This window comes from Bacillus sp. SJS (assembly GCF_000732485.2).
Lineage (GTDB): Bacteria > Bacillota > Bacilli > Bacillales > Bacillaceae > Metabacillus_B > Metabacillus_B sediminis.
Genome location: NZ_JAQV02000031.1, coordinates 429,009 through 454,078, shown reverse-complemented (window position 1 = coordinate 454,078; position 25,070 = coordinate 429,009). Strand labels below are relative to the sequence as shown.

Here is a 25,070-nt window from a genome sequence, read left to right as displayed (position 1 = left end):
TTGCTATGATAATGGTATATGGTTAGTAAGCTCAGGGGAAAAGGGGATAACTATAAAAATAGCTTCACGTTTGCTGAAGCTGTACGGCAGTTAGGCTGGAATTTATCCTTACAGCGAGAAGGCCCCACAATAAAGTTTCTCCAGTAAATTAAGTGGCGGAGTTCAATAATCGGAATGATAAACTTTTTTACAATGCCTACATAAAGGGGACTATACATATGAAAAAGGAATTTGCAGTAATTGGGCTTGGTCGTTTTGGCGGCAGTATTTGCCGTGCATTAAGTGAAGAAGGCATGGAAGTGATGGCCATAGATAATGATGAAGACCGTGTCAATGAATTCGCAAATATTGCCTCCCATGCAGTAGTGGGAGACACTACAGATGAAGCGGTATTGAAAAGCCTTGGAATCCGTAATTTTGACCACGTAATAGTCGCCATCGGGGAAAATATTCAGGCGAGTATTCTCACAACTTTGATTTTAAAAGACCTGGGTGTAAAAAACATTACCGTGAAAGCGCAAAATGATTATCACGAAAAAGTACTCGCTAAAATCGGCGCAGACAAAATTGTCCATCCTGAACGGGATATGGGAAGAAGGATTGCCCATAATATCATTTCCAATAACGTGCTGGACTACCTCGAACTTTCAGATGAACATAGTATTGTTGAGATTGTTGCAAACAAAAAGCTCGCAGGCAATACACTGATCAACCTTGATATCCGTGCTAACTATGGAATCAATATAGTAGCAATAAAAAGAAACAAAGATATAATCGTTTCGCCTCAAGCAGAGGAAGCAATCGAGCTCAATGATATTCTCATTGTCATTGGAGCGGATTCCGACATAGACCGTTTTGAACGAAAAGTATTGGATGTATAAGAATCAAACGAACGCTCTATTTGAAGGGCGTTTTTTTTTCGAAAGGCTCTGTTAAACCTGGAGTTGATTTTTAACACCTGTAGATTGGAGTGGAAGGGCGAGACTCCTGTGGGAGCAGCAGGACAGGTGAGACCCCGCAGCCGCGAACCGAAGAGGAGGCTATAACCGCCCCCCCCCCTAAGGAAAGCTCAGCGCCTGCTAGCTTCAATCAACAGCCAAGTTTAACAGAGCTTATTAAAAAAATGATTGACTCGCTTATGTGAATCCATTAACATAAAACAAAATATTCATGAAAATATGTATACTCGTATAATCTTGGAGATAAGGTCCATAAGTTTCTACCAAACTGCCGTAAAGAGTTTGACTACGAGAAGAATAGAGGCAAAATTCTGCTCTTCTCCCGGTCATTTCATCTGTGAGAGGGGTTTTTTTATGTCGATCGAAAACATGAAAGAAAGAAACGATGCTGCTTCAGGCAAAGAAATGGCGGACCTGCTTATAACGAATGTCATTGTAGCAGATGTCTTCAACCACGAGCTTGTAAAGATGGATGTAGCGGTAAAAAATGGTGAATTTGTTAGCTGCGGCCGCAGGGCTGCTAAAGAAATAATCGATGGTAAAGGGATGTATATGATTCCTTCGTTTATAGATTCACATGTGCATATTGAATCCTCAATGGTCACTCCCTCTGAATTTGCAAAGGCTGTTCTTCCGCATGGCGTTACGACGGTAATTGCTGACCCTCATGAAATCGCGAATGTATCTGGAACAGATGGAATTCGGTTTATGCTCGAACAATCAGAAAATCTGCCGCTTGATGTAAGGATCATGCTTCCATCTTCAGTTCCGGCAGCAAGCTTTGAAGAGAGCGGAGCCACCCTTCATATGCCTGATTTGGTCCCTTTCGCAGATCATCCGAGGGTATTAGGTCTTGCGGAAGTAATGGATTATCCTTCATTGGTAAATGGCGATAAGGATATGCTGGAAAAAATCCATATGGCCTCAAGCCGTTCAATGCCGATTGATGGTCATCTTGCCGGATTGCCTTCCGAACTTATTGATCTATACAGGACGGCGGGTGTAAAAACCGATCATGAAGTTAATTCTGCAGAGGAAGCGGTAAACAGAATTCGAAGAGGGATGTATGTTCAAATCAGACAGGGATCTGTAGCACAAAATCTCCCTGCTGTCATTCAGGCAGTTACTCCGCTGAATTCAAGAAGATTTATTCTTTGTACGGATGATAAACATCTTGATGAGTTAAAAGAAGAAGGAAGCATCGACCATCTTGTGAGACTTGCAATTGAAAAAGGAATCGATCCGCTAACGGCGATTCAAATGGCATCCATCAACGCAGCGGAATGCTACGGTCTTCAGAAAAAGGGAGCAATTGCTCCAGGGTTTGAGGCTGATTTCATTTTAACGGATGATTTAACAAGCCTGCCTATTAAGAATGTCTTTAGACTGGGAAAAGAGCGGGCATCAGATGGAAACCTCATTTCCCAAGACTGGCCGGTTCCTGAGCCGTATGAAGAGAGCCTGTTAAACACGGTTCATATCGGTGCCTTTAATCAGGAACAACTCGCCTTGCCTCTTCAAAAAAATCAGAAAGTACCTATTATAGAAATCCTGCCCAATCAGCTAATCACCAAAAAACGAATGGAAGAAACATCTGGAGCAGAGGGAGTTTTTCATGCAAGCGTTGAACTCGATCATTTAAAGCTGGTTTGTGTGGAGCGTCACCGCTCATCAGGGAAAGCCGGAGTAGGCATAGTGAAAGGATTTAAATTAAAAACAGGATCCATCGCAGTGTCCATTTCTCACGACTCCCATCATATTATGGCGACAGGAACGAATGATAAAACCCTTTTTGCAGCGATTAGCCGATTGGAGGAACTTCAAGGCGGGATGGTTGTGGCGGATGAAGAAGGCAGGGTTTTAGCTGAATTGTCTCTTCCTATTGGCGGGCTGATGTCAGACAGGCCTTTTGAGGAAGTCATTGTAAGAATGACAGACATTCATCATGCTTTAAAGAAGACTGGCTTTAACGAACCGTTTAACCCATTCGTTATGCTTTCCTTTCTTGCCTTGCCTGTCATTCCCGAAATTAAGCTTACAGTAAACGGACTATTTGATGTTACTAAATTTGAACATGTTAAGATTTGATTTAAAAAAACGAACTGACCAGTCAGTTCGTTTTTTTGTATAATCCATACCATTTATCCAGTTCGTTTTTATAAGAATGGCATGATTTGTTTTCTATTTGATTGATGTACATATACAGACTTTCAATAATGATTTCATTTACAGAGCTTTTATTTAATTCGTCTTTTAAGGAGACAAGTGCAGTCTTTAATTTATCTTCATCATCCTTAATCTCTCCAATCCATAAAGAGAGGAGGTCGCTGATCCGCTGCTTTGGCTTGTTTTCCGCTAATTTAAGCTCGGATAATATGATTTTTGCTTCTTCCTCCTGGATAAGAGGCTGATCTCCAGTTTCATTGAAGCTCTTTATTAAGTAATCCATTCTTTTCAGAAGATACGGCCCCATCTCCGGAATCGGAAATGTTTGTTTTCCTTTGATCATCAGCACCAAAAATTCTTTTACCATTCCCTCAAGCAAAATAACCAAATCATATAAAAAGGGTTTAATCTCTGCCCCATATACTTCTCCAAGCCTTTCAGAATACCAGGCAAACAGACGCAGTCTGACCGTTTTTATGTAATGGAACAGCTCGCTGTTTTCCTTCATAATTTGTTCCCTAATCTGCATATGGAGTACCTCTTTATGAGTTGAATTGATATAAAAGATACTTGATAGCTGCTTTTCAAAGCTTGCTCTGTAATCTCCATCAGGTTCATGCAGCTCATCCATTTTCTCGAAAAGAGTTTCAAAGTGATGCTGAAAAATCGAAAACAGAAGATCCTCTTTTGAACCAAAATAATTGTAAATCGAGCCTTTTGCTACTCCGGCAGCATCTGCAATCTCCTGAATAGAGGTTTGATGATAACCATTTTGAGAAAAGCATTTAATTGCGCTGTTTATGATAATTTTCTCACGATCCTTCAATGACATTTACACCTTTCTCGAGTGGACTCAGGTTTTTAAATGGAGCTGGAGCAGGAAGCTTGCTGCCGTTTTTTGAGAGGTGAACAAGTTCTGCTTTGACTCCATAGGACTGTAGCGTTTTTACTAGATTTCTTATTCGATCAATTGTCTGCTCCATAACCGGCTCCTTTTATGGTTTTACACTGCTTTACATCGCTTCTGATTTACGTTTCATGTACCCAGCATCAGTCTTTTCCTCATCAGGCGTCCCGTTTGGGTATTCTTATCATGTGGGGCATGAGCTTGATATAGAATAGGGTGAAAAGCAGGAATTCGCTATACCATAGTATGATTATAAATCAATTTTATCGATAAGTAATTGACGGAAACTCGTCCGTCATATAAAATATGACTGGATGGTCAGTATAAATGAATTATAGACCTTCCGTTCAAAAAATTCAACAGCCGGGAGAGAGAATAATGAATTCAGAAATGGCTCAGTGGCGGGATTTTCTCATGCCATATAAATTCGCTCTTGATGAATGCAAATTAAAAATAAACATGATTAAGGAAGAGGCTTTTATCTCAGGCAGCTATCATCCTATTGAGCATGTCAAAGCAAGAATCAAGCAGCCGGATAGCATTTTCAGAAAGCTGAAAAGAAAAGGGATTGAGCCGACCTTGATGAATGCAGCGGACCATTTGCAGGATGTTGCAGGTGTCCGGATTGTCTGTTCCTTCGTTAAGGACATATACTTAGTCGCGCAGCAGATCGAAGAAAGAACGGACATGTCCATTCTTGAAAAAAAAGACTATATCCAAAATCCGAAGCCAAATGGATACCAAAGCATGCACTACATTGCAGAGGTGCCCGTTACATTAAAGCAGGGTGTAAAAAAAGTAAAAGTTGAAATTCAGCTAAGGACCTTAGCGATGGATTTTTGGGCAAGTCTGGAACATAAAATTTTTTATAAATTCGAACGGGAGATACCAGATTATTTAAAGCAGGATTTGTATGAAGCTGCCATGGCGGTTCAATTATTGGACCAAAAGATGGAGCATATAAGAGATGAAATAGGAACAATCGAAGATTCGCGGGATCAAATTCTTATGCCGCTATAGGAGGAACATATATGGAGCCAGCCATTAATAGAAAGTTAGTTTTAACAGGGTTAATTATTGGAATGTTTTTCAGTGCGCTCGAACAAACAATTGTCGGAACGGCTATGCCGACGATTATTGGCGAACTTAATGGATTTTCAATTTTCGCATGGGTTACCACGGCTTATCTAATTACATCCACAACGGTCATTCCAATAACAGGAAAGCTTTCTGATTTATTTGGAAGAAGAAAGCTTTATTTAATTGGTACGATTCTTTTTATCATAGCTTCTGCCCTGTGTGCGACAGCTGAAACAATGGAACAGCTGATTGTATACAGAGGCCTTCAGGGAATCGGCGGCGGAATGATCATGCCGCTCTCTCAAACCATCATTGGTGATATCTTTACAGCTGAACAAAGAGCAAAGTGGCAAGGTGTATTTGGAGCAATTTTTGGATTAAGCTCAGTTATTGGCCCGTTTATTGGAGGGCTGCTCGTTGATACGATCAGCTGGCATTGGATTTTCCTTATTAACGTACCGTTCGGATTGCTTTCAGCTATTCTTATTTTTGCAGGAATGAAGCACGAAGTAATAAGAGGAAAAGGCAAGGCGAAAATTGATTTTCTTGGAATTGCGACTCTCATTCCAGCGCTTGTCTGTTTATTGCTTGAGCTTTCTCTCGGCGGAGATAAGTTTGAATGGATATCAGCTCCAAGTATCGCGTTAATTGCAGGGGCCATTCTTTTTACAGGGTTATTCATCGCTGCAGAGAAGCGAGCAGAGGAGCCGATTCTAGAACTATCTCTTTTTAAGAACCGAGTTTTCTTTACAACGAATATGATTGGATTTCTGCTTGGCTTAGGTATGTTTGGTGCCATCATGTTTGTACCGATGTTCATGCAGGGAATAATGGGTGTCTCGCCAACAGTAGCTGGCTCGACAATGACGCCGATGATGATCGCGTTGATTGCGGCAAGCGTCATTGGCGGAAGGCTATTGCTTAAATGGACATTCCGCGCTGTATTAACTTCCGGAATGGCAATTACAACCATTGGATTTTTCTTGATGAGCACAATGGGAACAGGAACACCTCAGTGGGTTGCCTATACTTTTATGGTCGTACTAGGACTGGGAATGGGTCTTGTGATGCCGACCATCATGATCGCTGTTCAGAATGAGTTCCCTAAGCATCAGCTAGGAACCGTAACATCCGCTTCAACATTCTTCCGTTCAATTGGAGGAACCATTGGTGTAACGGTACTCAATGCTGTGATGAATCACTCATTGCAGGAGTCCATTGCGGAGCAGAAATTCTCAATGGGCTCAGGGCAGGCGCCTGATTCGAATGCGTTATTTGGAATTTTGATTCATCCTGAATTACTGAAGATTCCTGAGGCTCAAAAAAATGCCTTTATCGGAGCAATTAAAGATATGTGGGTTTCGTCGTTTTCCATTACGTTTTTAACGGGATTGGTTTTCGTCCTGGCCGGAATTCTGTTTGCTCTCTCGGTAGGTAAGGGAAGAGTCAAAAGAGATTCTGAAAAGATTATCGAAGACATACCTTCTGCTGCAAATTAATAAAAAGCGGCCGCTCAATTGAGCGGCCGCTTTTTCGTTATGCACGTATGTTCTTTAAACTTCCATAATGATCGGAAGGATCATCGGACGGCGTTTTGTTTTTTCATAAAGGAACGGTGCAAGAGTATCCGTAATTTCATTTTTAATTTCAGACCATTGAGTTGTTCTTCGGTCCATAATTTTTGAAAGATGTTTCGTGATCAGATCCTGCGCATCGTTAATCAAATCTCCGGACTCTCTCATGTAGACGAATCCTCTGGAAATTAAATCTGGACCTGCAGCGATTTTGAAGTCTTTCATATTAATGCTTACTACGACTATGACAAGACCTTCTTCGGATAGAATACGGCGGTCTCTAAGCACAATGTTCCCAATATCGCCAATTCCGCTTCCGTCAATGTAGACGGAGCCCGAAGGAATTTTGCCTGTTACTCCGGCATCACTTCCGCCAAGAGCCAATACTTCACCATTATCCATGATAAAGCAATTTTCAGCTGGTACACCGCAATCCATAGCATGCTTCATATGCATTTTCTGCATGCGGTGCTCCCCGTGAATCGGCATGAAATATTTAGGCTTCATAAGGCGAAGCATTAATTTCTGCTCTTCCTGACCGCCGTGTCCGGATGTGTGAATATCATTCAATGGTCCGTGAATGACTTCTGCTCCCGCACGGAACAGCTTATTGATCGTCCGGCTGACGCTCACTGTATTACCCGGAATAGGGGAAGATGAGAAGACAACCGTATCTCCCTGGATGATCTGAATTTGACGGTGAGTACCGTTCGCAATTCTGGAAAGGGCAGCCATTGGTTCACCCTGGCTTCCTGTACACAGGATAACGACGCGGTTAGCCGGCATCCGGTTAATCGCATTTGGTTCAATAAATGTATCTTTAGGGCATTGGATATAGCCGAGATCTTGTCCGATTTGAATGGCAGCTTCCATGCTGCGCCCGAATACCGCCACTTTACGGTTGTTGATCACCGCTGCCTCTACCACCTGCTGAAGGCGATGGATGTTAGATGCGAAGGTAGCAAAAATAAGACGGCCATCAATTTTTCTGAAGATTTCGTTGATGCTGTCTCCAACCTTGCGCTCCGACATCGTGAAATGAGGCACTTCACTGTTTGTACTGTCGGATAGGAGGCAAAGCACGCCATCCTTGCCGATTTCAGCCATTTTCGTTAAGTTGGCAGGTTCACCTACCGGAGTAAAGTCAAACTTAAAATCTCCAGTATGTACAATGCTTCCAGGAGGTGTTTTTACAACCACTCCATAAGAATCCGGAATACTGTGAGTTGTGCGGAAGAACGTAACAGACGTTTTTCTGAATTTAATCACGTCTTCTTCCTGAATTTCATGAAGCTTTGCAGTTCTAAGCAAACCGTGCTCTTCTAATTTGTTGCGAATTAGGCCAAGTGCAAGCTTCCCGCCATATATCGGAATATTTAACTGTCTTAAAAGGTATGGAATTCCGCCTATATGGTCTTCGTGTCCGTGCGTAATAAATAAGCCTTTAATTTTGTCTTCGTTCTTTACTAGATATGTGTAGTCAGGAATAACATAGTCAATTCCGAGAAGCTCTTCTTCAGGGAATTTAATTCCTGCATCAATCAGAATGATTTCATCCTGAAATTGAACACCGTACGTGTTCTTTCCGATTTCACCCAAACCTCCGAGGGCAAAAACGGCAACTTGGTCGTTTTTAACGAATTTCATTGATCATAGCTCCAATACTTTATAATTTTCACTCTTCTCTTCATATTGAAGATAAGAATTGTCAACCAGCTGTACAAACTCAATATTATAATTCCGATCTTTAAGCTTAAGTCGGACATCGCGCTCAGAATCACCTTGCACGTAGAGTGTTTGTGTCTTTTCCCGAACAGGTACCTCTAGTACAGATTCCTGAAAGTATACTTTGTAAATCATTTGCCAAATCTCTCCTTAGATACCGTTTGTTAGATTGCCTTCTAACATTATATTCGAAACGGGCGCGTAAGAAAAGGGGGCCGAACCCCTTTAAAGGTCTGACCCCTACGCGATTGTCTTTTTTCTTAGCAAATGTTTCCACTGATCTTTGAGTTTATTCCTGAGTCTTCTAAGCATTTTAACACCCCTTTTCATAAAACTTGTCCATCATCCATCAATCCGGTGCTTTATCTCTGTTACTTATATTATATGAGATAATCGGGTTTTTTTTCATGGGTATTCGTGGAAATTAAAAGATAAGTTTTTTCTCGGAAATTATTGTTTTGCCGCATATGCAAACTTTGTTATAGTATATCTGACATTTATTAAGCTTATTGCAGCAGGAAGAGGAGAGTCTGATGATGAATGAAAAAGTGATTTTTTTTGATATTGACGGGACACTGCTTGACCATGATAAAAAAATACCTGCATCAACCAGACAGACGATTGATGATTTGCGCCGGGCAGGACACCATGTAGCAATTGCTACAGGACGGGCTCCATTTATGTTTAAAGATTTGCGGGAGGAACTTGGAATCGATTCCTTTGTTTCATTTAATGGTCAATTTGTGGTATTTGAAGGGGAAGTGATTTATAAAAATCCTCTGAAAACGGAGACGCTGGAGAAAGTTTTGGCTTACTCGTCCCAAACAAAACATCCGCTTGTTTTTATGAATCATGAAACCATGATGGCATCGGAGGGAGATCATCCTTTTATTCGCGAAAGCATGGGCTCCTTAAAGTTTGACCATCCAGAAGTAAATCCGGATTTTTTTACAGAATCTGAAATCTACCAGACACTGCTTTTCTGCAAGGCAGGAGAGGAAGAGGCATACAAGCAATATAAGGATTTGCATTTCATTCGCTGGCATGACCTGGCGACTGATATTCTGCCGATGGGCGGCTCGAAGGCAGAAGGGATTAAAAAATTAGTTGAACGTCTTAAATTTGAAAGAGAAGATATATATGCATTTGGTGACGAGTTAAATGATCTGGAAATGATCAAATATGTTGGAACAGGTGTAGCGATGGGAAATGCCAATCCTAAACTGAAGGAAATCGCGGATTTTATCACAAAGCCTGTGGATGAAGACGGCATTCAGTATGCTGTTCACGAACTCGGCCTTCTATCATCTGCGCCGGAAAAAAATTAAGGATAATGCAAAGGGGAGCCGCATGTGGCTCCCTTTTATCTTTCTACAGCTATGGCACCTTCTGGAATGGAAAATGGCTCGCTGCTGTTCATGTGATCATAGAACATAACACCATTTAAATGATCAATCTCATGCTGAAAAACAATCGCAGCCAGACCTTTTAACCGCAAATCCACTTCGCTGCCATCTAAAGCCGTGGCCTTTACTCTTACTTTTGCATATCGGGGTACATACCCAGGAACCGGTCTGTCAACGGAAAGGCAGCCTTCTCCCTCTGCAAGAAAACTTTGCTGAACCGAATGGCTGATAATTTTCGGATTAAACAGTCCATAGCTGTATTGAATGTTTTCATCTGAAAAATGAACGGCAATCATTCGTTTTCCCACATTTATCTGAGGGGCGGCAAGCCCGACTCCAGGACGGAGATCATGTTTCTCGGCAATCTCAGGATTCTGGCTGTTTTTTAAGTAATCAAGCATCTCCTGAAGTATTTGGCGATCTTCCTGAGAAGCAGGCAGCGACACTTCCTTTGCCGCCTCCCGCAAAGTCGGATGGCCTTCTCTAATGATGTCTTTGCTTGTAAGCATTGCAAGCACTTCCTTTCATCGTTTCAACCCGTATCTTTTTCATTATATAGAAACCGCTTTTTGAATGAAAGATGATTCTATTGTATTTTTAACACCGTTTCATAAGAACATTAATCCATTGCAGGATTGAATTTTCCATGTATGTGGTTTTGCTCAGGCGCGGGGGCTGTCCATTCCTCGGGATCGTTTTAAGCAAGCACCGTTTAATTGTCTGCACGTATACATTAGAATAAGCACCCCTTAATAGGAGTGCTTTGGTGTTTATTTTGCCAGCTCCAGGCGCTAGCCCTTCGGCCGCTTCGCTCTCTCGGTCCCGCAGGACGCGGGTCAGTTCTGCGTTGCGGCAGGACGCCGCGCTCTTAGCAGAACTTCCTTTGAAAAGCGGCCCCTCGGTCGAGAGCTCCACCGTCTTTCAGGGCTGAGCAAGCGCCTTCCGCTTTTCTAATTAGCAGCCTCCGCCGAGGTATGCTGCACCGACGATGATTAAAAGGATAAACAATACAACGATTAGAGCAAATGTGCGTCCGTAGCCGTAGCCACCGCAGCCGTATGCAGGGTAAGCAGGATAACAATACATATTGACAACCTCCTTTAAAATAGCGCTCTTGCTTGAGCGTCTGATATAACATATGCTTGCGGGGTAAATGTGTATAGTCATTAGCCCAGTTCTTTTTTCTTTTTGGGTTTTGTCCCACCCATGAAAGGAAAAGGACAGCCGAATTACCTGTTTTTGCAGGCTTTCGCCAATTACTTTACAGAGATGTATTGTGTTCTTTGCACAGAGATTTTATAGTTAGTAGTTGTAGAGTAAGGGGGATTAAATGTGCGGAAAAAGAATAAATGGCTAATGTTTGGCATGAGTGCGGCCTTATCAGGCTCCATTCTCACAGGCTGTATGGGGCCGTCACCATCCGAGCAGGCATATGAGGCGCTTGAAAATGTAGTCTCTAAAGAGAGCCCGTTTAAGAAGGAGCAACAACCTCTTCTTGAACTTGAACAGAAGGAGAATAAGATTTACAACCAAATTATCGCTCTTGGCATGAAAGATTTTGAAAAAATTAAAACACTTTCCGGAGATGCGCTTAAATTAGTGGCGGATCGAAAAGACCGGATTGAAACAGAGCAAAAAAGCATTGCAGAATCGGAAAAGGCATTTAAAGATGCAGAAGAAGCACTTGGGAAAATTGAGGATGGCAAAGCTGAAAAAGAGGCAGATGAGTTAAAAAAGCTCATGCACGACCGTTATAATTCATACAACGAGCTTGCAAAATCCTACAAATCGGCAATTGCACTTGATGAAGAACTGTATAAGATGTTCCAGAATAAAGAGCTGAAGCTTGAAGATCTGGAAGCGCATATCAGTAAGATCAATGCCTCTTATAAAGAAGTTATGGAATTGAATAAAAAGTTCAATGAGTACACAGAGCAGTATAATACAGCCAAAAAGGCTTTTTATAAGGCTGCTGATATTAAAGTCGATCAATAAAGAGACTGATGCGAATGGAAGGGAAGCCACCGGAAGTTAACAAAATCCGGGGGCTGCCGTCCTTATTTGTACAGTCTTTGTTTTTGTCTGTATATAGTAGAAACGCTTTCCTTACATAGGTTTAAAGGGCAAAATCCTGTTTTGTCCCCAGAGTGCAAACAGCAATTATCAACAGTGTCCATTTTTTATTAGGCTCTGTTAAAGCCCCGTGTGGATTTATAACACCTGTTGATTGGAGTGGAAGGCGCGAGACTGCGGGAGCAGCGGGACAGGTGAGACCCCGCAGGCGCATAGCGGCGAGGAGGCTCAAGCAGCCCGTTCAAGGATAAGCGAGCGCCTGCAACGCAAATCAACAACCAAAGAAAAGTCTGGGGAAAGATCATGGTTAAGATGGATACCATTTTTTAACACCTGATTGATTGGAGCGGAAGGTACGAGACTCATGCTGGGGCAGCGTGACAGGTGAGACCCCGCATATGCAAAGCGCACAGGAAGCTCACTGCACTTCAAGGACAAGAGATTGTCTGCAGAGTAAATCAACAGCTGAATATTTTTAAAATGAAAACGCTACTATTGTAGTACAGGTTATTTATTTGTACTAATACAGTTTGTTGAAATGGGATTTATTTGTAAAAATAAAGTTTGCCAAATTCCTTTAATAAACCTTGTGTAAACAGATTGACTTCAGTTTTTATGAGGTGTAAACTATGTTTGTATTATTAGTATTGTATTATTTTTGCTTCTGAAAAAATTAATACAGTTTCCGTAGCTTAAATCTTTACATATCCTGAAGTTTTAAGTTGCTCTAATGTGGTAAATGGTAGTGGAATGTGTTTGAAAAAAATGTGTCTGTGATTTAATTTAGGGTATCCTAAATCTGTATATGACTGGAATCATTCTGCTATCAAAATTGTCTAAATGAAAGGAAGAGGTGACTTAGATGGCTGCTAAAACTAAATCTGCACTTGTAGACGGCAAAAAGCAATTTGATGCGATTGCTGAGCAGTTCCAAACGTTACAAATTTTAAATGAAAAAGGCGAAGTCGTGAATGAAGCGGCAATGCCGGATCTATCTGATGATCAATTGAAAGAGCTTATGCGCCGTATGGTTTATACGCGTATTCTTGATCAGCGTTCTATCTCTCTAAACCGTCAAGGACGTCTTGGTTTCTATGCTCCGACTGCCGGACAGGAAGCTTCTCAGATCGCTTCCCATTTTGCCTTGGAAAAAGATGACTTTATTCTTCCTGGTTATCGTGATGTGCCTCAAATTATCTGGCATGGTCTTCCGCTTTATCAAGCGTTCCTATTCTCCCGCGGACATTTCCACGGCAACCAAATGCCTGAAGATGTATATGCATTGTCTCCTCAAATTATCATTGGAGCTCAATACATCCAGACTGCCGGCGTAGCGCTTGGAATGAAAAAGCGTGGAAAAGAAGCAGTTGCCATCACTTATACAGGGGACGGCGGAGCTTCACAAGGTGATTTCTATGAAGGAATTAACTTTGCCGGAGCATTTAAGGCTCCTGCAATTTTCGTAGTGCAAAACAACCGCTATGCAATTTCTACTCCAGTTGAAAAACAATCTGCTGCACGTACAATTGCTCAAAAAGCAGTTGCGGCTGGAATTGTAGGAATTCAAGTTGACGGTATGGACCCGCTTGCAGTTTACGCTGCTACAGCTGAAGCACGCAAACGCGCAATCGGCGGAGAAGGCCCGACATTGATTGAAACCCTTACGTTCCGTTATGGACCACATACAATGGCTGGGGATGACCCGACACGCTACCGCACAAAAGATATTGAAAACGAGTGGGAAGAAAAAGATCCGCTTGTTCGTTTCCGCAAGTTCCTTGAAGGCAAAAAGCTTTGGAGCGAAGAGGAAGAAAATAAAGTAATCGAACAGGCAAAAGAAGAAATTAAAGAGGCAATCAAAAAAGCCGACGATTATCCAAAACAAAAAGTAACTGACCTTATGGGCATTATGTACGAAGAAATGCCTAATAATCTCAAGGAGCAGTTTGAAATTTATAAAGCGAAGGAGTCGAAGTAAGCCATGGCGCAAATGACAATGATTCAGGCAATCACTGATGCGTTACGCACAGAACTAAAAAATGACGAAAACGTTCTAGTATTTGGAGAAGACGTTGGCGTAAACGGCGGGGTTTTCCGCGCGACTGAAGGATTGCAGAAGGAATTTGGCGAAGACCGTGTATTCGATACTCCGCTTGCAGAATCTGGAATCGGAGGTCTTGCACTTGGACTTGGTCTTCAAGGCTACCGTCCAGTACCTGAAATTCAGTTCTTCGGATTCGTGTATGAAGTAATGGATTCCATTTCCGGCCAAATGGCACGTATGCGTTACCGTTCTGGCGGAAGATGGACATCTCCTGTCACAATCCGTTCCCCGTTTGGAGGAGGAGTACATACTCCAGAAATGCATGCGGACAGCCTGGAAGGTCTTATGACTCAACAGCCTGGACTAAAAGTAGTTATTCCTTCAACGCCTTATGATGCAAAAGGACTTTTAATTGCCGCTATTCGTGATAACGATCCGGTTATCTTCCTTGAGCACATGAAGCTTTACCGCTCTTTCCGTCAGGAAGTTCCTGAAGAAGAGTACACAATTGAACTTGGAAAAGCTGAAGTGAAACGCGAAGGATCAGATCTTTCCATCATCACTTACGGTGCAATGGTTCATGAATCTCTTAAAGCAGCTGAAGAGCTTGAAAAAGAAGGTAAATCCGTAGAGGTTATTGACCTTCGTACAGTTCAGCCGCTGGATATCGATACAATTATTGCTTCTGTTGAAAAAACAGGCCGTGCAATCGTTGTTCAAGAAGCTCAAAAGCAAGCTGGAGTTGGTGCAAACGTTGTTGCTGAAATTAATGACCGCGCTATCCTAAGCCTTGAAGCTCCTGTTCTTCGTGTTACAGCTTCTGATACAGTATTCCCTTTCTCTCAAGCAGAGGGTGTATGGCTGCCTAACCACAAAGACGTAATTGAAACAGCTAAAAAAGTTTTGGAATTTTAATCAAACAGGACGAAACAGCAATCGAAAAGAAATCAGTGAAGCTGGTTTCTTTTCGTTCATAGCAAATCACACAAAACTGGGAGGTTGAAAAACCGTGTCATTCGAATTTAAAATGCCGGATATCGGTGAAGGAATCCATGAAGGCGAGATCGTAAAATGGTTTGTTAAGCCAGGTGACGAAATTGAAGAGGACGACGTACTAGCTGAAGTGCAAAACGATAAAGCAGTCGTTGAAATTCCTTCTCCTGTAAAAGGAAAAGTATTAGAACTTAAAGTTGATGAGGGAACAGTTGCAACAGTTGGACAAACTCTAATCACTTTTGACGCTCCAGGCTACGAGAACCTTAAATTCAAGGGTGACGATCATGGAAGCGATGAGAAAAAAGAAGAAAAAACTGAGGCTCAGGTTCAATCAACAGGCGAAGCGGGTCAAGATGTGAAAAAAGAAGAAGCTCCTAAGCAAGAACCTGCTGCTGAAACAGGTGCAGGAAGCCAGGATCAGGTTGAAGCTGACCCTAATAAACGCATTGTAGCTATGCCATCTGTGCGTAAATATGCACGCGAGCAAGGTATTGATATCCGTCAAGTAAACGGATCCGGCAAAAACGGACGCGTATCTAAAGAAGATATCGATGCATTCGGCAAAGGCGGAGCTGCGCAACCAACAGAAGCTCCAGCAGCAGAAGAAAGCAAACAAGAATCTAAACAAGATTCAAAACCGGCTGCACAAGCAATTCCGGAAGGCGAGCTTCCTGAAACACGTGAAAAAATGTCCGGCATGAGAAGAGCGATTGCTAAAGCAATGGTAAACTCCAAGCATACGGCTCCTCACGTTACGCTTATGGATGAAATTGATGTTACTGAGCTTGTTGCACACCGTAAAAAATTCAAAGGTGTTGCGGCAGACCAGGGTATTAAGTTAACATATTTACCGTACGTTGTGAAAGCTCTTACTTCTGCGCTGAAAAAGTTCCCAGTGCTTAATACATCTCTTGATGACAGCACAGACGAAATTGTTCAAAAGCACTACTACAACATCGGTATCGCTGCAGATACTGAAAAAGGTCTTCTAGTACCTGTTGTTAAGAACGCTGACCGCAAATCTGTATTCGAAATCTCTGATGAGATCAATCAGCTTGCAGTTAAAGCGCGTGATGGTAAACTTTCCGGTGCCGAAATGAAAGGTGCATCCTGCACAATCTCTAACATCGGTTCTGCCGGCGGACAATGGTTTACTCCAGTAATCAACCATCCTGAGGTAGCAATCCTTGGAATTGGCCGTATTGCTGAAAAGGCTGTTGTACGCGATGGTGAAATTGTTGTAGCTCCAGTTCTTGCTCTTTCCTTGAGCTTCGACCACCGTATGATTGATGGTGCTACTGCACAAAATGCAATGAACCACATCAAGCGTTTGCTTAACGACCCACAACTTATTTTAATGGAGGCGTAATCTATGGTAGTAGGAGATTTCCCTATTGAGACTGACACTCTTGTCATTGGTGCGGGACCTGGCGGCTATGTAGCCGCCATCCGCGCTGCACAGCTAGGACAAAAAGTAACAATTGTTGAAAAAGGAACTCTAGGCGGAGTTTGCCTAAACGTTGGATGTATTCCTTCCAAAGCATTAATTTCAGCTGGTCACCGCTTCGAAAATGCTAAGCATTCCGAAGATATGGGAATCACGGCTGAAAACGTAAAAGTTGATTTTACAAAGGTTCAGGAATGGAAAGGCAGTGTTGTCAACAAGCTTACGAGCGGTGTTGAAGGCCTTCTAAAAGGAAACAAAGTAGAAATCGTCCGCGGAGAAGCATACTTCGTAGATGGCGAATCCATTAAAGTAATGGATGAAAATTCTTCTCAAACTTATAAATTTAAAAATGCAATCATTGCGACGGGTTCCCGTCCGATCGAACTACCAGCATTCAAATACTCTGACCGTGTCATCCATTCTACCGGCGCTCTTGCTCTTAAAGATGTTCCGAAGAAATTGGTTGTAATCGGCGGAGGCTACATCGGAACTGAGCTTGGAACGGCGTATGCTAACTTCGGTACTGAAGTTACGATTATTGAAGCTTTGGATGATATTTTAATGGGCTTCGAGAAACAAATGAGCTCACTAGTTAAACGCAACCTGAAGAAAAAAGGGAACGTTGACATCCATACGAAAGCAATGGCTAAATCTGTTGAAGAAACAGAAAATGGCGTGAAAGTAACATTTGAAGTGAAAGGCGAAGAACAAACAGTTGAAGCGGATTACGTACTGGTAACAGTAGGACGCCGTCCAAACACTGATGAACTTGGTCTTGAGCAAGTAGGCGTTGAAATGAGCGACCGCGGCGTTATCAAAATTGATAAACAGTGCCGCACAAGCGTTTCCAACATTTTCGCAATTGGTGATATTGTTGAAGGACCGCCTCTTGCGCACAAAGCTTCTTATGAAGGTAAAATTGCTGCAGAAGTAATCGCTGGCGAAACTTCTGAGATCGACTATCTTGGAATTCCAGCAGTTGTATTCTCAGAGCCTGAACTTGCTACTGTTGGATATACAGAAGCTCAAGCGAAGGAAGAGGGTCTTGAAGTAACAGCTGCCAAATTCCCATTCGCTGCTAATGGGCGTGCTCTGTCTCTTAATGAAACAGACGGCTTCATGAAGCTAATCACAACGAAAGAAGACGGAATCGTAATCGGAGCTCAAATCGCTGGTGCGAACGCTTCTGACATGATTTCTGAACTTGGACTTGCAATCGAATCCGGAATGACCGCGGAAGATATCGCAATGACGATCCATGCTCACCCAACATTGGGAGAGATTACGATGGAAGCTGCTGAGGTCGCTCTTGGCAGCCCAATTCATATCATTAAATAAATTGCATCAAAAAGACCTCTGCGTAAGCGGAGGTCTTTTTAATGCTTCAAAACTTTTCGAAGCGGCTTTAATATTTCTTCTTTAGTTTGGACCATTCCTTCAATGTGAATCACTACTTTTTTATTGTCCATAACAAGCAGGGAAGGATATTTACGGACGCCAAAAGGATTATTTTGTTCCTCCTGATACACCTTGAAGTTTTTGGAATCAACCGGGTATTTTTCTTTAATTGCCAGCAGCGCATCATAATACTGTTTTTCATCCTCAATTTTGTCCCCGTCTGAAAAAAAGACAATCACTTTATCTTTTGTTTGGATGGAAGTGCCTGAGGTCTGGGACATTAATCCCGGGAACGTGCAGGAAGAGAGAAACAAAACAGGCCCAATCATCACTGCTAAAAACATTCGATCGAACTTATTCATTTTATCTGCAAACACGATTTATCCCTCCCCAGTCCTATTTCCGGTCTCAAATTAATCCCATTTTATCATAATCCCATCTCATTCCTTTAAATGTCATCAAAATGTTACCGAATTGAAAAATGGGATTTTCAATTAAAAAAAGTTACTCTCATTAATATAAACGGGAGTAACTGGAAAAAAGTTTCGTTTTATTGGAAGTTTTATAAAAACCTTTGCATAAGTATTTTATCATTGTCCTTCATACATACCAGGTCAATTTAATTATAGCAATTGAACGATGATTTTCCTAAGACACTGTGCGCATCAGGAGGCTTCCTGTATTCAGCAGACCATTATGTAAACCGCATAACCTTCCCATTAAACAAATGCAGCTCACCTTTCATTTTTTTTGCCAGGAATTTGCACAATTCATTGGCCTTTCCTTTGTCCCCATGTGCAGAAGAGGCTGGCAGGTAGATCTGCACCGCTTCAGCAGACTCATCTTCTGATTGGATGATTCCTATATAAATATGATTGAAGCCAGGCTGGACACTTCTTAAAATTAGCAAGCGTTCATGTTCCTGGCAGATTTCATATGGGAATGCAGTCTCACTGTATTCCCACCCAAGCTGTTCCCCTGTTTTGGCTGTAATTCCTTTATAGTAGTCAATATATTTATAAATGATTTCTAAAGAGATTGGCTCCCTGTCATTCATAACGATGCTCGCATGTTGTCCCACTTTCAGTCCTCCCTATCCTCTGTTTATTCCATTGTATTCTAAATAATCTGATATTTACAATTAAAATTGACTCAATCAAAAGACCGAGAAATTCCCGTTCTAATTTATGAGAGATGGATGCACCTTGATTCTGATGTGATCCCCTTCTAATTCCAATACAATAAAGTTATATCAAATAAAGAGGGGAAAGATCACTATGAAAAAGACTGTGATGATTACTGGAGGCTCTAAAGGTTTGGGAAGAGCACTCGCGCTGACTTTTGCGAAAAAAGGGGCACGCATTGCAGTGTGTGCGAGGGGGAAACATGAGCTTAATTTACTGGAAAGGGAAATAATTGAGTTAGGAGGGGAAGTTCTTGCCGTCCAGGCGAATATCTCCATTGCTGAAGAAGCCGATCGTTTCGTATCCCTAGCAGAGGAGGCTTACGGGTACATTGATGTTCTTATCAATAATGCCTCTATTTTCGGACCAGGTCCTTTACAACTGGCAGACTATACAGAAAATGCCTTTAAAGAAGTTCTTGAAGTAAACATACTAAATCCCTTTTTAATGACAAAAAGGGTGCTCTCAGGTATGCTGATCCGCCAGCAGGGCAGCATTATTAACTTAACTTCGGAAGCAGGAAAGACAGGCTTTGCTGAGTGGGGAGCCTATGGAATATCTAAATTCGCTGTAGAAGGCATGACACAGACCTGGGCTGATGAGTTAAAAGATACTGGGGTAAGAATGAATATGGTAGATCCCGGTGAAATGGATACGGAAATGCACCGGACAGCGGTCCCTGATTGTGATTATGATTTAGCCAATCCGCTGGATCATCTAGATATCTTCTTATATCTTGCATCAAATCAGTCAGCACTCATAAATGGACAGCGATTTGAAGCCCAGTCCTTCAGCTATAAGGAGGGAAGAGCATGACTATTCAGCATCAGGCATTTCATATACCAGACAGTCTCCATGCAGCAGAACCGGCTGAACAGAGAACCGGGAGCAGAGACGCAGTCCGTTTATTGGTTCTCGAAGCGGAAAGCGGCATGAGAAGGCATTCATCTTTAAGGGAGATTGGCTCTTTTTTGAAGCCCGGTGATCTACTGGTGTTCAATAACAGCCGAACCATTCCTGCTGTATTAAAGGGAACCTTTAGGAAGGGAGAGGTTGAGGTCAGGCTGAGCAGGAAGGTATCGGATCATATTTGGGAAGCAATCATATATGATGGATTAGCAAATATCGGAGATACGATTACATTTAATGACAGACTTGAAGCAGTGATTTACGGGAGAGGAATAGAACGGCCGCTGATTCTGTTGAAGTTCTCAAAAAGCGGGGTGGAGCTTCTCCAGGAAATCTACTTAATTGGCAAAGCGGTTGATTACGAATACATCCAGCACCCATGGCCTCTGGAAAGCTATCAAACGGTTTATGCCTCTGTGCCCGGTTCAGTTGAGATGCCTTCTGCAGGCAGAGCGTTTACCTGGAAGCTTCTGCAGCAGCTCAAGTCTCAAGGAGTTCAAATAGCCTTTTTGCAGCTTCATGCAGGTTTAAGCTATTTTGGAGGTGACATATGGCCAGATCCTGCCAAACACTTCGAGTCTTATCGAGTGCCAGAGGAAACGGCTAAAGCTGTATTGGATACAAAGCTTAAAGGGGGAAGGGTTATAGCAGTTGGAACCACAGTTGTAAGGGCACTGGAAACGGCAGCTGAAAACGGGGGTTTGCCAAATGGAACGGAAGGGGTTACAAATCTTTATGTTACCCGTAACTTTGCCCGGAAGGCTGTAGACGGACTGCTTACAGGCTTTCACGAACCGGAAGCAAGCCATTTAGATATGCTGAGTGCCTTCATTAAACCAAATCTATTGGGAGAAGCCTATAAGGAAGCTTTAATGAAAAATTATTTATGGCATGAATTTGGTGATATGAATCTTATTTTGCCATGAGAGAAGGGGAAAAGATGAAAGTGCATCATATTGGGCTGAATGTTCGAAACCTGGAAGCTTCCACGAATTTTTATACCTTTTTCTTCGATTTAAATAAAGAAACGGAGTTCTCTTTTTTGGATGATAACCTTGTATTTCTGCATGGTGCAAATGGAATGCTTGAACTGATCGAGGATAAGAGTGCCGTTTTTAATGAAAAAGCCATTCATCTGGCGTGGGAGGTTGAGTCTATCCAATATTGGCTTGACCGGCTTGAAAAGAATAGACTCCTGCCTGCTCTTGGACCGTTCAAGCTGCCGAACGAATGGAAAACAGTTTTCTATGAGGGACCCGATGGAGAAACAATCGAACTGATTGAGAAAAAAGGGCACTCAAAATAAAATTAATGTGACATACTTTTTATGCTTGACGAATATAATGTGACATAATAATATAAAACTAACAAATTATTAAAACCGCTTACATTTAAGAAAAGGAGATGGGAAGATGGGAACAATCGTTTGTCAGGATTGCAACAGCACAATCAGCCATTTTGAGGATGAAAAAGTCTCCACTTTGTACGGAAGATGCTTAAATTGTGAGTGTGAAAAAACAGAAATCAAACGGTAAACATGACAAGGGGTTAAGATAAAAAGGGAAAAGCATGCGCTGAATCTGGCGCATGCTTTTATTTATCACGATTGATTCGATTCGTTCTCTTATCGTATTGCTTTATGCTCTTTAATAACCCGAAGAGAATTTAAGTTAGGATCCTCAGGTCCCTGAACAGGCAGCCCGACTTCCATGTTTTTTTGAATATAGGCAAGATTATCTTCAGTAATAATCTCACCGGGAATAAAGATTGGGATCCCGGGAGGATAAACCATAATAAACTCAGCGATGATCCGGCCTGCGGATTCATTAAAGTCCACGATTTCTGTTTCGGAATAAAAAGCATCCCTTGGTGTAAGGGCAAGCACTGGTATATCAGGCAGCAGCACGGCGGTTTCTTCGATTTGACCCGGATCTCGGTGTTTGAACCGGTCTGATAGTTCAGTCAATGCTTCGACGAGCAAATCTGTTTCCTTTACAGTGTCACCAGGAGTAACGATGCACAGGATATTATATAGATCGGAAAGTTCAACCTCAATTCTGTATTTCTCCCGAAGCCACTTCTCCACGTCATAGCCTGTCAATCCAAGCTCCTTCACTGAAATAATCAATTTTGTCGGATCGTAATCATAAGTTGACTTCGTTCCGAGAATTTCGCTGCCTACACAATAAATATCTTCTATAGCGTTTAACTGCTGACGCACTTTTTGAGCAAGCTGAATGGTTTGGTCAATCAGTTCTCTGCCCTCCATGGCCAGGCGCTTACGGGCTACATCAAGCGAAGCGAGCAGCAAGTAGGAGGTTGAGGTTGTTGTCATCATACTTAAAATCGACTGTACCCTCTGAGCGGACACAAGCCCCTCTCTGACGTTTAGGACCGAGCTTTGGGTCATAGACCCTCCTAGCTTATGAACACTTGTTGCAGCCATGTCAGCCCCTGCCTGCATCGCTGACATTGGAAGCTCTTCGTGGAAGTGGATGTGAACACCGTGTGCTTCATCTACTAAAACCGGTACATGGCAGGAATGGGCAATTTCGACGATTTTTTTCAAGTCTGCCGATATTCCAAAATACGTCGGGTTTATGACAAGGACCCCCTTAGCATCAGGATGCTGATCCAGAGCCGTCTGCACAGAGTCAGTGGTAATTCCGTGAGATATACCGAGCTCTTTATCAACCTCAGGATGAATAAAAACGGGAACCGCACCTGAGAAAACAATAGCGGTCATTACGGATTTATGAACGTTTCTCGGGACGATAATTTTATCTCCAGGCTTGCAGACAGCCATAACCATTGTCATAATTGCTCCACTCGTTCCTTGAACGGAGAAAAATGTGAAATCAGCTCCAAATGCATCTGCAGCAAGCTCCTGGGCTTCTTTAATAATACCCTTCGGAGAATGCAAATCATCAAGAGGTCCTATATTAATCAGATCCATTTTAAGGGCGTTTTCGCCGATGTATTCTCTGAAATCTGGATCAATTCCGGCACCTTTTTTGTGCCCAGGTATATGAAATTGAATGGGATTCCGGTCAATGTGTTTTTTTAACCCGGTATAAAGCGGTGTCAGGTTTTGGTTCAATGGTTCATTCCACCTTCTTTTTCTGAAATACGTCCTTAATAAAAACACATGAATTATATCATTAGGGAGAATTTTTATAAAGTAAATTTTGACTGGCTTTGTCAAAGGAAATCGAATCTTCTCTATCGAAAAGAATAAAAGGGGGGATGAAAATGATTTGGAAAACGAAAGTAACGGAATTGCTCGGCATCAAATATCCGATCATTCAAGGGGGGCTAGCGTATCTCGCATATTCTGATTTGGCAGCCGCTGTCTCCAATGCCGGGGGCCTCGGCCAGATTACAGCCATGTCTCTAGGATCTCCAGAAGAACTTAAGGAAGAAATTCGTAAAACGAGATTGAAAACAGACAAGCCGTTTGGTGTGAACTTTGCCATAGGTCAGCATGGCAGGCCGTTTTCCAGCATGCTTGAAGCAGCGATCCAAGAGGGAGTAAAGGTCATTTCCATGACGGGAGGAAATCCGGCTCCTATTTTTGAACAGCTAAAAGGAACATCAATAAAAAAACTTGTATTGGTTGCAGCGCGAAGGCAGGCGGAAAAAGCGGAAGAAATGGGGGCAGATGCAGTTATAGCCGTTGGACAGGAAGGGGGCGGTCATTTAGGGAGAAATGATACCGGAACCTTTGTCCTGATTCCGCAAATTGTAAGGGCGGTCTCAATTCCAGTTATTGCATCCGGGGGAATCGCCGACGGAAGAGGGCTAATGGCCTCCCTTGCTTTTGGAGCAGAGGGAATTGAAATGGGGACAAGATTTATTGCTGTAAAAGAATGTGTCCATGCCCATCATCACTACAAGCAGGATTTAATTTCTTCCAGTGAAACAGACACAGTGCTTATAAAAAAGAGCATTGGAGCTCCTGCCAGAGCCTTGGCGAACGAATGGACAGACCATATTATCCAGCTTGAAGAACTAAAATCAGGCTATGAAGGATTAAAAGAGTATATTGATGGCCGGGCAAATAAAAAATACATATATGAGGGAAATCGATCAGAAGGTTTCGGCTGGAGCGGACAGTCCGCAGGTCTAATATACGACATTCCCACTGTACAGGAATTATTTGATAGAATGTTGAAAGAGGGAGAAATCATCCGCAATCAATGGGGGAATGGCAAAAGAGATTGAGGTGAGAACATGGATTATCAATATCCGCTTTCTGCAGATTGGTCCACAGAAGAAATAATTGATGCCGTTCAATTTTTCGAAAATGTTGAAAAAGCCTATGAACAGGGAATCAGCAGGGAAGATTTTATGAACAGCTATCGCAGATTCAAGGAGATCGTTCCAGGTAAAGCAGAGGAGAAGAACCTTTGTGATGAATTTGAAGAGGTAAGCGGTTATTCTTCGTACCGTACTGTAAAGAAAGCAAAAGACAGTGAAGATGGAAATCGAATAAAAATGCCTTAAACAAAATCCCGGGGGGCACCCGGGATTTTGTTAGTTAGACGATTTTTGAGCCAGCTGATAGAGCGGCAGCAGTGTTTTTAATGATTGCTCTGCTTTATCCAGAAATTCTTCCGGATTCATGGATTCTGCTTCCTCCTTGCTGAAATGAACACCACAGAGCATTTCAGCCTTTTTAACCGTCTGAAGCCTTTTAGCCATCTCTTTCAGCCCTTTTTTCCCAAGCTCTTTTTGTGAAACTGCTCCAGGCTTCGTATGATCTGAGGACCATACAAAGTTTTCCGGAATGTCATGTAAAATCTGATTAAGATTTTTTTCAGCCGCTTTTCCGAAGCTTACTTTGGCGGGAGCTTCATAAATCATGGCAAACCAGATGAAAATATGGGTTTCCCATAAACCGATCTGAAAATGGGGAAGCATTTTGTAACCTCTTTTGCTGCTGGCGAAAGCAACCCACGTATCATCAGGCGGGTTTACGGAACGCCGTGCATGCTTTGCTACATACGGAAACATTTCATCTCCTGTCCAGCTGGACAATTCTGTACTGAAATGCTCGCCAAGGCTTTCAAGCTTCGGGCGTACTTGCTCGATTAATTTCTCCATTCGCTGATCCAGTCCATCTATCGTGAATACTTCAAAATCTTTTTGAGTGAAACCCGTGAATTTCATAGCTGTGAGAAACCTCCTGAATATAAGTAA

26 protein-coding genes and 1 riboswitch are annotated in these 25,070 nt (G+C 42.3%); of the genes, 16 read left to right on the top strand and 10 right to left on the bottom strand.

Annotation, left to right across the window (positions count from 1 at the left end; genetic code table 11):
* Positions 1-218: 218 nt before the first annotated feature.
* Both AS29_RS19815 and ade read left to right on the top strand, forming a co-directional pair.
* Complete coding sequence (locus AS29_RS19815; RefSeq protein ID WP_035413116.1) at positions 219-881, top strand: potassium channel family protein; 663 nt, start codon at positions 219-221, stop codon at positions 879-881.
* Between the two features lie 285 nt (positions 882-1,166).
* Positions 1,167-1,268: riboswitch (purine riboswitch) on the top strand.
* Positions 1,269-1,313: 45 nt separating this feature from the next.
* Entirely contained in the window at positions 1,314-3,047 is a 1,734-nt protein-coding gene (gene ade, locus AS29_RS19810; RefSeq protein WP_231889992.1) for an adenine deaminase, read from the top strand.
* Between the two features lie 22 nt (positions 3,048-3,069).
* Here the strand turns inward: ade and AS29_RS19805 are convergent, their stop codons facing one another.
* Both AS29_RS19805 and AS29_RS21465 read right to left on the bottom strand, forming a co-directional pair.
* Positions 3,070-3,951 carry a TetR/AcrR family transcriptional regulator gene (locus tag AS29_RS19805; RefSeq protein ID WP_035413115.1) on the bottom strand — a complete coding sequence of 294 codons (882 nt, stop codon included), beginning with the start codon at positions 3,949-3,951 and terminating at the stop codon, positions 3,070-3,072.
* Positions 3,938-4,108, bottom strand: a complete 171-nt coding sequence (locus AS29_RS21465) for a hypothetical protein (RefSeq protein ID WP_156505993.1) — start codon at positions 4,106-4,108, stop codon at positions 3,938-3,940. The genes AS29_RS19805 and AS29_RS21465 overlap by 14 nt, the downstream gene beginning before the upstream one ends.
* Positions 4,109-4,410: 302 nt before the next feature.
* On the opposite strand from AS29_RS21465, the gene AS29_RS19800 reads away from it, so the two are divergent.
* Together AS29_RS19800 and AS29_RS19795 are read left to right on the top strand one after the other, a co-directional pair.
* The gene (locus tag AS29_RS19800) at positions 4,411-5,052 is read left to right on the top strand and encodes a GTP pyrophosphokinase (RefSeq protein WP_035413113.1); all 642 of its coding nucleotides are present in this window, start codon (positions 4,411-4,413) and stop codon (positions 5,050-5,052) included.
* A gap of 11 nt (positions 5,053-5,063) precedes the next feature.
* Positions 5,064-6,611, top strand: coding sequence for an MDR family MFS transporter (locus tag AS29_RS19795; RefSeq protein WP_035413111.1), 1,548 nt, complete (start codon positions 5,064-5,066; stop codon positions 6,609-6,611).
* 54 nt (positions 6,612-6,665) lie between these two features.
* Here the strand turns inward: AS29_RS19795 and rnjA are convergent, their stop codons facing one another.
* Both rnjA and AS29_RS19785 read right to left on the bottom strand, forming a co-directional pair.
* Complete coding sequence (gene rnjA, locus AS29_RS19790; protein WP_035413110.1) at positions 6,666-8,333, bottom strand: ribonuclease J1; 1,668 nt, start codon at positions 8,331-8,333, stop codon at positions 6,666-6,668.
* A 3-nt stretch (positions 8,334-8,336) separates the two neighbouring features.
* On the bottom strand, positions 8,337-8,546 hold the full coding sequence (locus AS29_RS19785) for a DNA-dependent RNA polymerase subunit epsilon (protein WP_035413108.1): 210 nt from the start codon (positions 8,544-8,546) through the stop codon (positions 8,337-8,339).
* A 401-nt stretch (positions 8,547-8,947) separates the two neighbouring features.
* Here AS29_RS19785 and AS29_RS19780 point away from each other — a divergent pair, with 401 nt between their 5' ends.
* Positions 8,948-9,739, top strand: coding sequence for a Cof-type HAD-IIB family hydrolase (locus tag AS29_RS19780; protein WP_035413409.1), 792 nt, complete (start codon positions 8,948-8,950; stop codon positions 9,737-9,739).
* Positions 9,740-9,774: 35 nt separating this feature from the next.
* Here the strand turns inward: AS29_RS19780 and def are convergent, their stop codons facing one another.
* Positions 9,775-10,326, bottom strand: coding sequence for a peptide deformylase (def, locus tag AS29_RS19775; protein WP_035413105.1), 552 nt, complete (start codon positions 10,324-10,326; stop codon positions 9,775-9,777).
* 445 nt (positions 10,327-10,771) lie between these two features.
* Positions 10,772-10,903: a YjcZ family sporulation protein gene (locus AS29_RS19770; RefSeq protein WP_035413103.1), complete on the bottom strand. Its 132-nt coding sequence runs from the start codon at positions 10,901-10,903 to the stop codon at positions 10,772-10,774.
* Between the two features lie 246 nt (positions 10,904-11,149).
* On the opposite strand from AS29_RS19770, the gene AS29_RS19765 reads away from it, so the two are divergent.
* From AS29_RS19765 to lpdA, 5 genes are all read left to right on the top strand, one after another.
* On the top strand, positions 11,150-11,812 hold the full coding sequence (locus AS29_RS19765) for a YkyA family protein (RefSeq protein ID WP_035413101.1): 663 nt from the start codon (positions 11,150-11,152) through the stop codon (positions 11,810-11,812).
* A 940-nt stretch (positions 11,813-12,752) separates the two neighbouring features.
* A complete protein-coding gene (gene pdhA, locus AS29_RS19760) occupies positions 12,753-13,868 on the top strand; it encodes a pyruvate dehydrogenase (acetyl-transferring) E1 component subunit alpha (protein ID WP_035413099.1) in 1,116 nt (371 codons plus the stop codon).
* A 3-nt stretch (positions 13,869-13,871) separates the two neighbouring features.
* A complete protein-coding gene (locus AS29_RS19755; protein WP_035413098.1) occupies positions 13,872-14,849 on the top strand; it encodes an alpha-ketoacid dehydrogenase subunit beta in 978 nt (325 codons plus the stop codon).
* Positions 14,850-14,943: 94 nt separating this feature from the next.
* Entirely contained in the window at positions 14,944-16,299 is a 1,356-nt protein-coding gene (locus tag AS29_RS19750; RefSeq protein ID WP_035413095.1) for a dihydrolipoamide acetyltransferase family protein, read from the top strand.
* A 3-nt stretch (positions 16,300-16,302) separates the two neighbouring features.
* Complete coding sequence (lpdA, locus tag AS29_RS19745; protein ID WP_035413092.1) at positions 16,303-17,715, top strand: dihydrolipoyl dehydrogenase; 1,413 nt, start codon at positions 16,303-16,305, stop codon at positions 17,713-17,715.
* A gap of 38 nt (positions 17,716-17,753) precedes the next feature.
* Here the strand turns inward: lpdA and AS29_RS19740 are convergent, their stop codons facing one another.
* Positions 17,754-18,152 carry a hypothetical protein gene (locus AS29_RS19740; RefSeq protein WP_051860858.1) on the bottom strand — a complete coding sequence of 133 codons (399 nt, stop codon included), beginning with the start codon at positions 18,150-18,152 and terminating at the stop codon, positions 17,754-17,756.
* Positions 18,153-18,469: 317 nt separating this feature from the next.
* Complete coding sequence (locus AS29_RS19735) at positions 18,470-18,856, bottom strand: DUF1885 family protein (protein WP_051860857.1); 387 nt, start codon at positions 18,854-18,856, stop codon at positions 18,470-18,472.
* A gap of 196 nt (positions 18,857-19,052) precedes the next feature.
* On the opposite strand from AS29_RS19735, the gene AS29_RS19730 reads away from it, so the two are divergent.
* From AS29_RS19730 to AS29_RS19715, 4 genes are all read left to right on the top strand, one after another.
* Positions 19,053-19,775: an SDR family NAD(P)-dependent oxidoreductase gene (locus AS29_RS19730; RefSeq protein ID WP_035413090.1), complete on the top strand. Its 723-nt coding sequence runs from the start codon at positions 19,053-19,055 to the stop codon at positions 19,773-19,775.
* Complete coding sequence (locus AS29_RS19725; protein ID WP_035413089.1) at positions 19,772-20,794, top strand: S-adenosylmethionine:tRNA ribosyltransferase-isomerase; 1,023 nt, start codon at positions 19,772-19,774, stop codon at positions 20,792-20,794. Before AS29_RS19730 ends, AS29_RS19725 begins: the two co-directional genes overlap by 4 nt.
* A 14-nt stretch (positions 20,795-20,808) precedes the next feature.
* Entirely contained in the window at positions 20,809-21,174 is a 366-nt protein-coding gene (locus tag AS29_RS19720) for a VOC family protein (protein ID WP_035413087.1), read from the top strand.
* A 106-nt stretch (positions 21,175-21,280) separates the two neighbouring features.
* On the top strand, positions 21,281-21,403 hold the full coding sequence (locus tag AS29_RS19715; protein ID WP_035413085.1) for a GapA-binding peptide SR1P: 123 nt from the start codon (positions 21,281-21,283) through the stop codon (positions 21,401-21,403).
* Positions 21,404-21,492: 89 nt separating this feature from the next.
* On the opposite strand, the gene AS29_RS19710 is transcribed toward AS29_RS19715, so the two are convergent.
* Positions 21,493-22,968: an aminotransferase class I/II-fold pyridoxal phosphate-dependent enzyme gene (locus AS29_RS19710; protein WP_035413082.1), complete on the bottom strand. Its 1,476-nt coding sequence runs from the start codon at positions 22,966-22,968 to the stop codon at positions 21,493-21,495.
* A 152-nt stretch (positions 22,969-23,120) separates the two neighbouring features.
* Here AS29_RS19710 and AS29_RS19705 point away from each other — a divergent pair, with 152 nt between their 5' ends.
* Entirely contained in the window at positions 23,121-24,092 is a 972-nt protein-coding gene (locus AS29_RS19705) for an NAD(P)H-dependent flavin oxidoreductase (protein WP_035413080.1), read from the top strand.
* Positions 24,093-24,101: 9 nt separating this feature from the next.
* A complete protein-coding gene (locus AS29_RS19700; protein ID WP_035413078.1) occupies positions 24,102-24,374 on the top strand; it encodes a UPF0223 family protein in 273 nt (90 codons plus the stop codon).
* Between the two features lie 30 nt (positions 24,375-24,404).
* Here the strand turns inward: AS29_RS19700 and AS29_RS19695 are convergent, their stop codons facing one another.
* Positions 24,405-25,040: a YktB family protein gene (locus tag AS29_RS19695; RefSeq protein WP_035413075.1), complete on the bottom strand. Its 636-nt coding sequence runs from the start codon at positions 25,038-25,040 to the stop codon at positions 24,405-24,407.
* Between the last annotated feature and the right edge of the window lie 30 nt (positions 25,041-25,070).

Bases quoted from the DNA above. Each gene is read 5' to 3' on its own strand.
- AS29_RS19815 (WP_035413116.1), top strand. From the start codon at position 219: ATGAAAAAGGAATTTGCAGTAATTGGGCTTGGTCGTTTTGGCGGCAGT.
- ade (WP_231889992.1), top strand. From the start codon at position 1,314: ATGTCGATCGAAAACATGAAAGAAAGAAACGATGCTGCTTCAGGCAAA.
- AS29_RS21465 (WP_156505993.1), bottom strand. From the start codon at position 4,108: ATGGAGCAGACAATTGATCGAATAAGAAATCTAGTAAAAACGCTACAG.
- AS29_RS19800 (WP_035413113.1), top strand. From the start codon at position 4,411: ATGAATTCAGAAATGGCTCAGTGGCGGGATTTTCTCATGCCATATAAA.
- AS29_RS19795 (WP_035413111.1), top strand. From the start codon at position 5,064: ATGGAGCCAGCCATTAATAGAAAGTTAGTTTTAACAGGGTTAATTATT.
- rnjA (WP_035413110.1), bottom strand. From the start codon at position 8,333: ATGAAATTCGTTAAAAACGACCAAGTTGCCGTTTTTGCCCTCGGAGGT.
- AS29_RS19785 (WP_035413108.1), bottom strand. From the start codon at position 8,546: ATGATTTACAAAGTATACTTTCAGGAATCTGTACTAGAGGTACCTGTT.
- AS29_RS19780 (WP_035413409.1), top strand. From the start codon at position 8,948: ATGAATGAAAAAGTGATTTTTTTTGATATTGACGGGACACTGCTTGAC.
- def (WP_035413105.1), bottom strand. From the start codon at position 10,326: ATGCTTACAAGCAAAGACATCATTAGAGAAGGCCATCCGACTTTGCGG.
- AS29_RS19770 (WP_035413103.1), bottom strand. From the start codon at position 10,903: ATGTATTGTTATCCTGCTTACCCTGCATACGGCTGCGGTGGCTACGGC.
- pdhA (WP_035413099.1), top strand. From the start codon at position 12,753: ATGGCTGCTAAAACTAAATCTGCACTTGTAGACGGCAAAAAGCAATTT.
- AS29_RS19755 (WP_035413098.1), top strand. From the start codon at position 13,872: ATGGCGCAAATGACAATGATTCAGGCAATCACTGATGCGTTACGCACA.
- lpdA (WP_035413092.1), top strand. From the start codon at position 16,303: ATGGTAGTAGGAGATTTCCCTATTGAGACTGACACTCTTGTCATTGGT.
- AS29_RS19730 (WP_035413090.1), top strand. From the start codon at position 19,053: ATGAAAAAGACTGTGATGATTACTGGAGGCTCTAAAGGTTTGGGAAGA.
- AS29_RS19725 (WP_035413089.1), top strand. From the start codon at position 19,772: ATGACTATTCAGCATCAGGCATTTCATATACCAGACAGTCTCCATGCA.
- AS29_RS19720 (WP_035413087.1), top strand. From the start codon at position 20,809: ATGAAAGTGCATCATATTGGGCTGAATGTTCGAAACCTGGAAGCTTCC.
- AS29_RS19715 (WP_035413085.1), top strand. From the start codon at position 21,281: ATGGGAACAATCGTTTGTCAGGATTGCAACAGCACAATCAGCCATTTT.
- AS29_RS19705 (WP_035413080.1), top strand. From the start codon at position 23,121: ATGATTTGGAAAACGAAAGTAACGGAATTGCTCGGCATCAAATATCCG.
- AS29_RS19700 (WP_035413078.1), top strand. From the start codon at position 24,102: ATGGATTATCAATATCCGCTTTCTGCAGATTGGTCCACAGAAGAAATA.
- AS29_RS19695 (WP_035413075.1), bottom strand. From the start codon at position 25,040: ATGAAATTCACGGGTTTCACTCAAAAAGATTTTGAAGTATTCACGATA.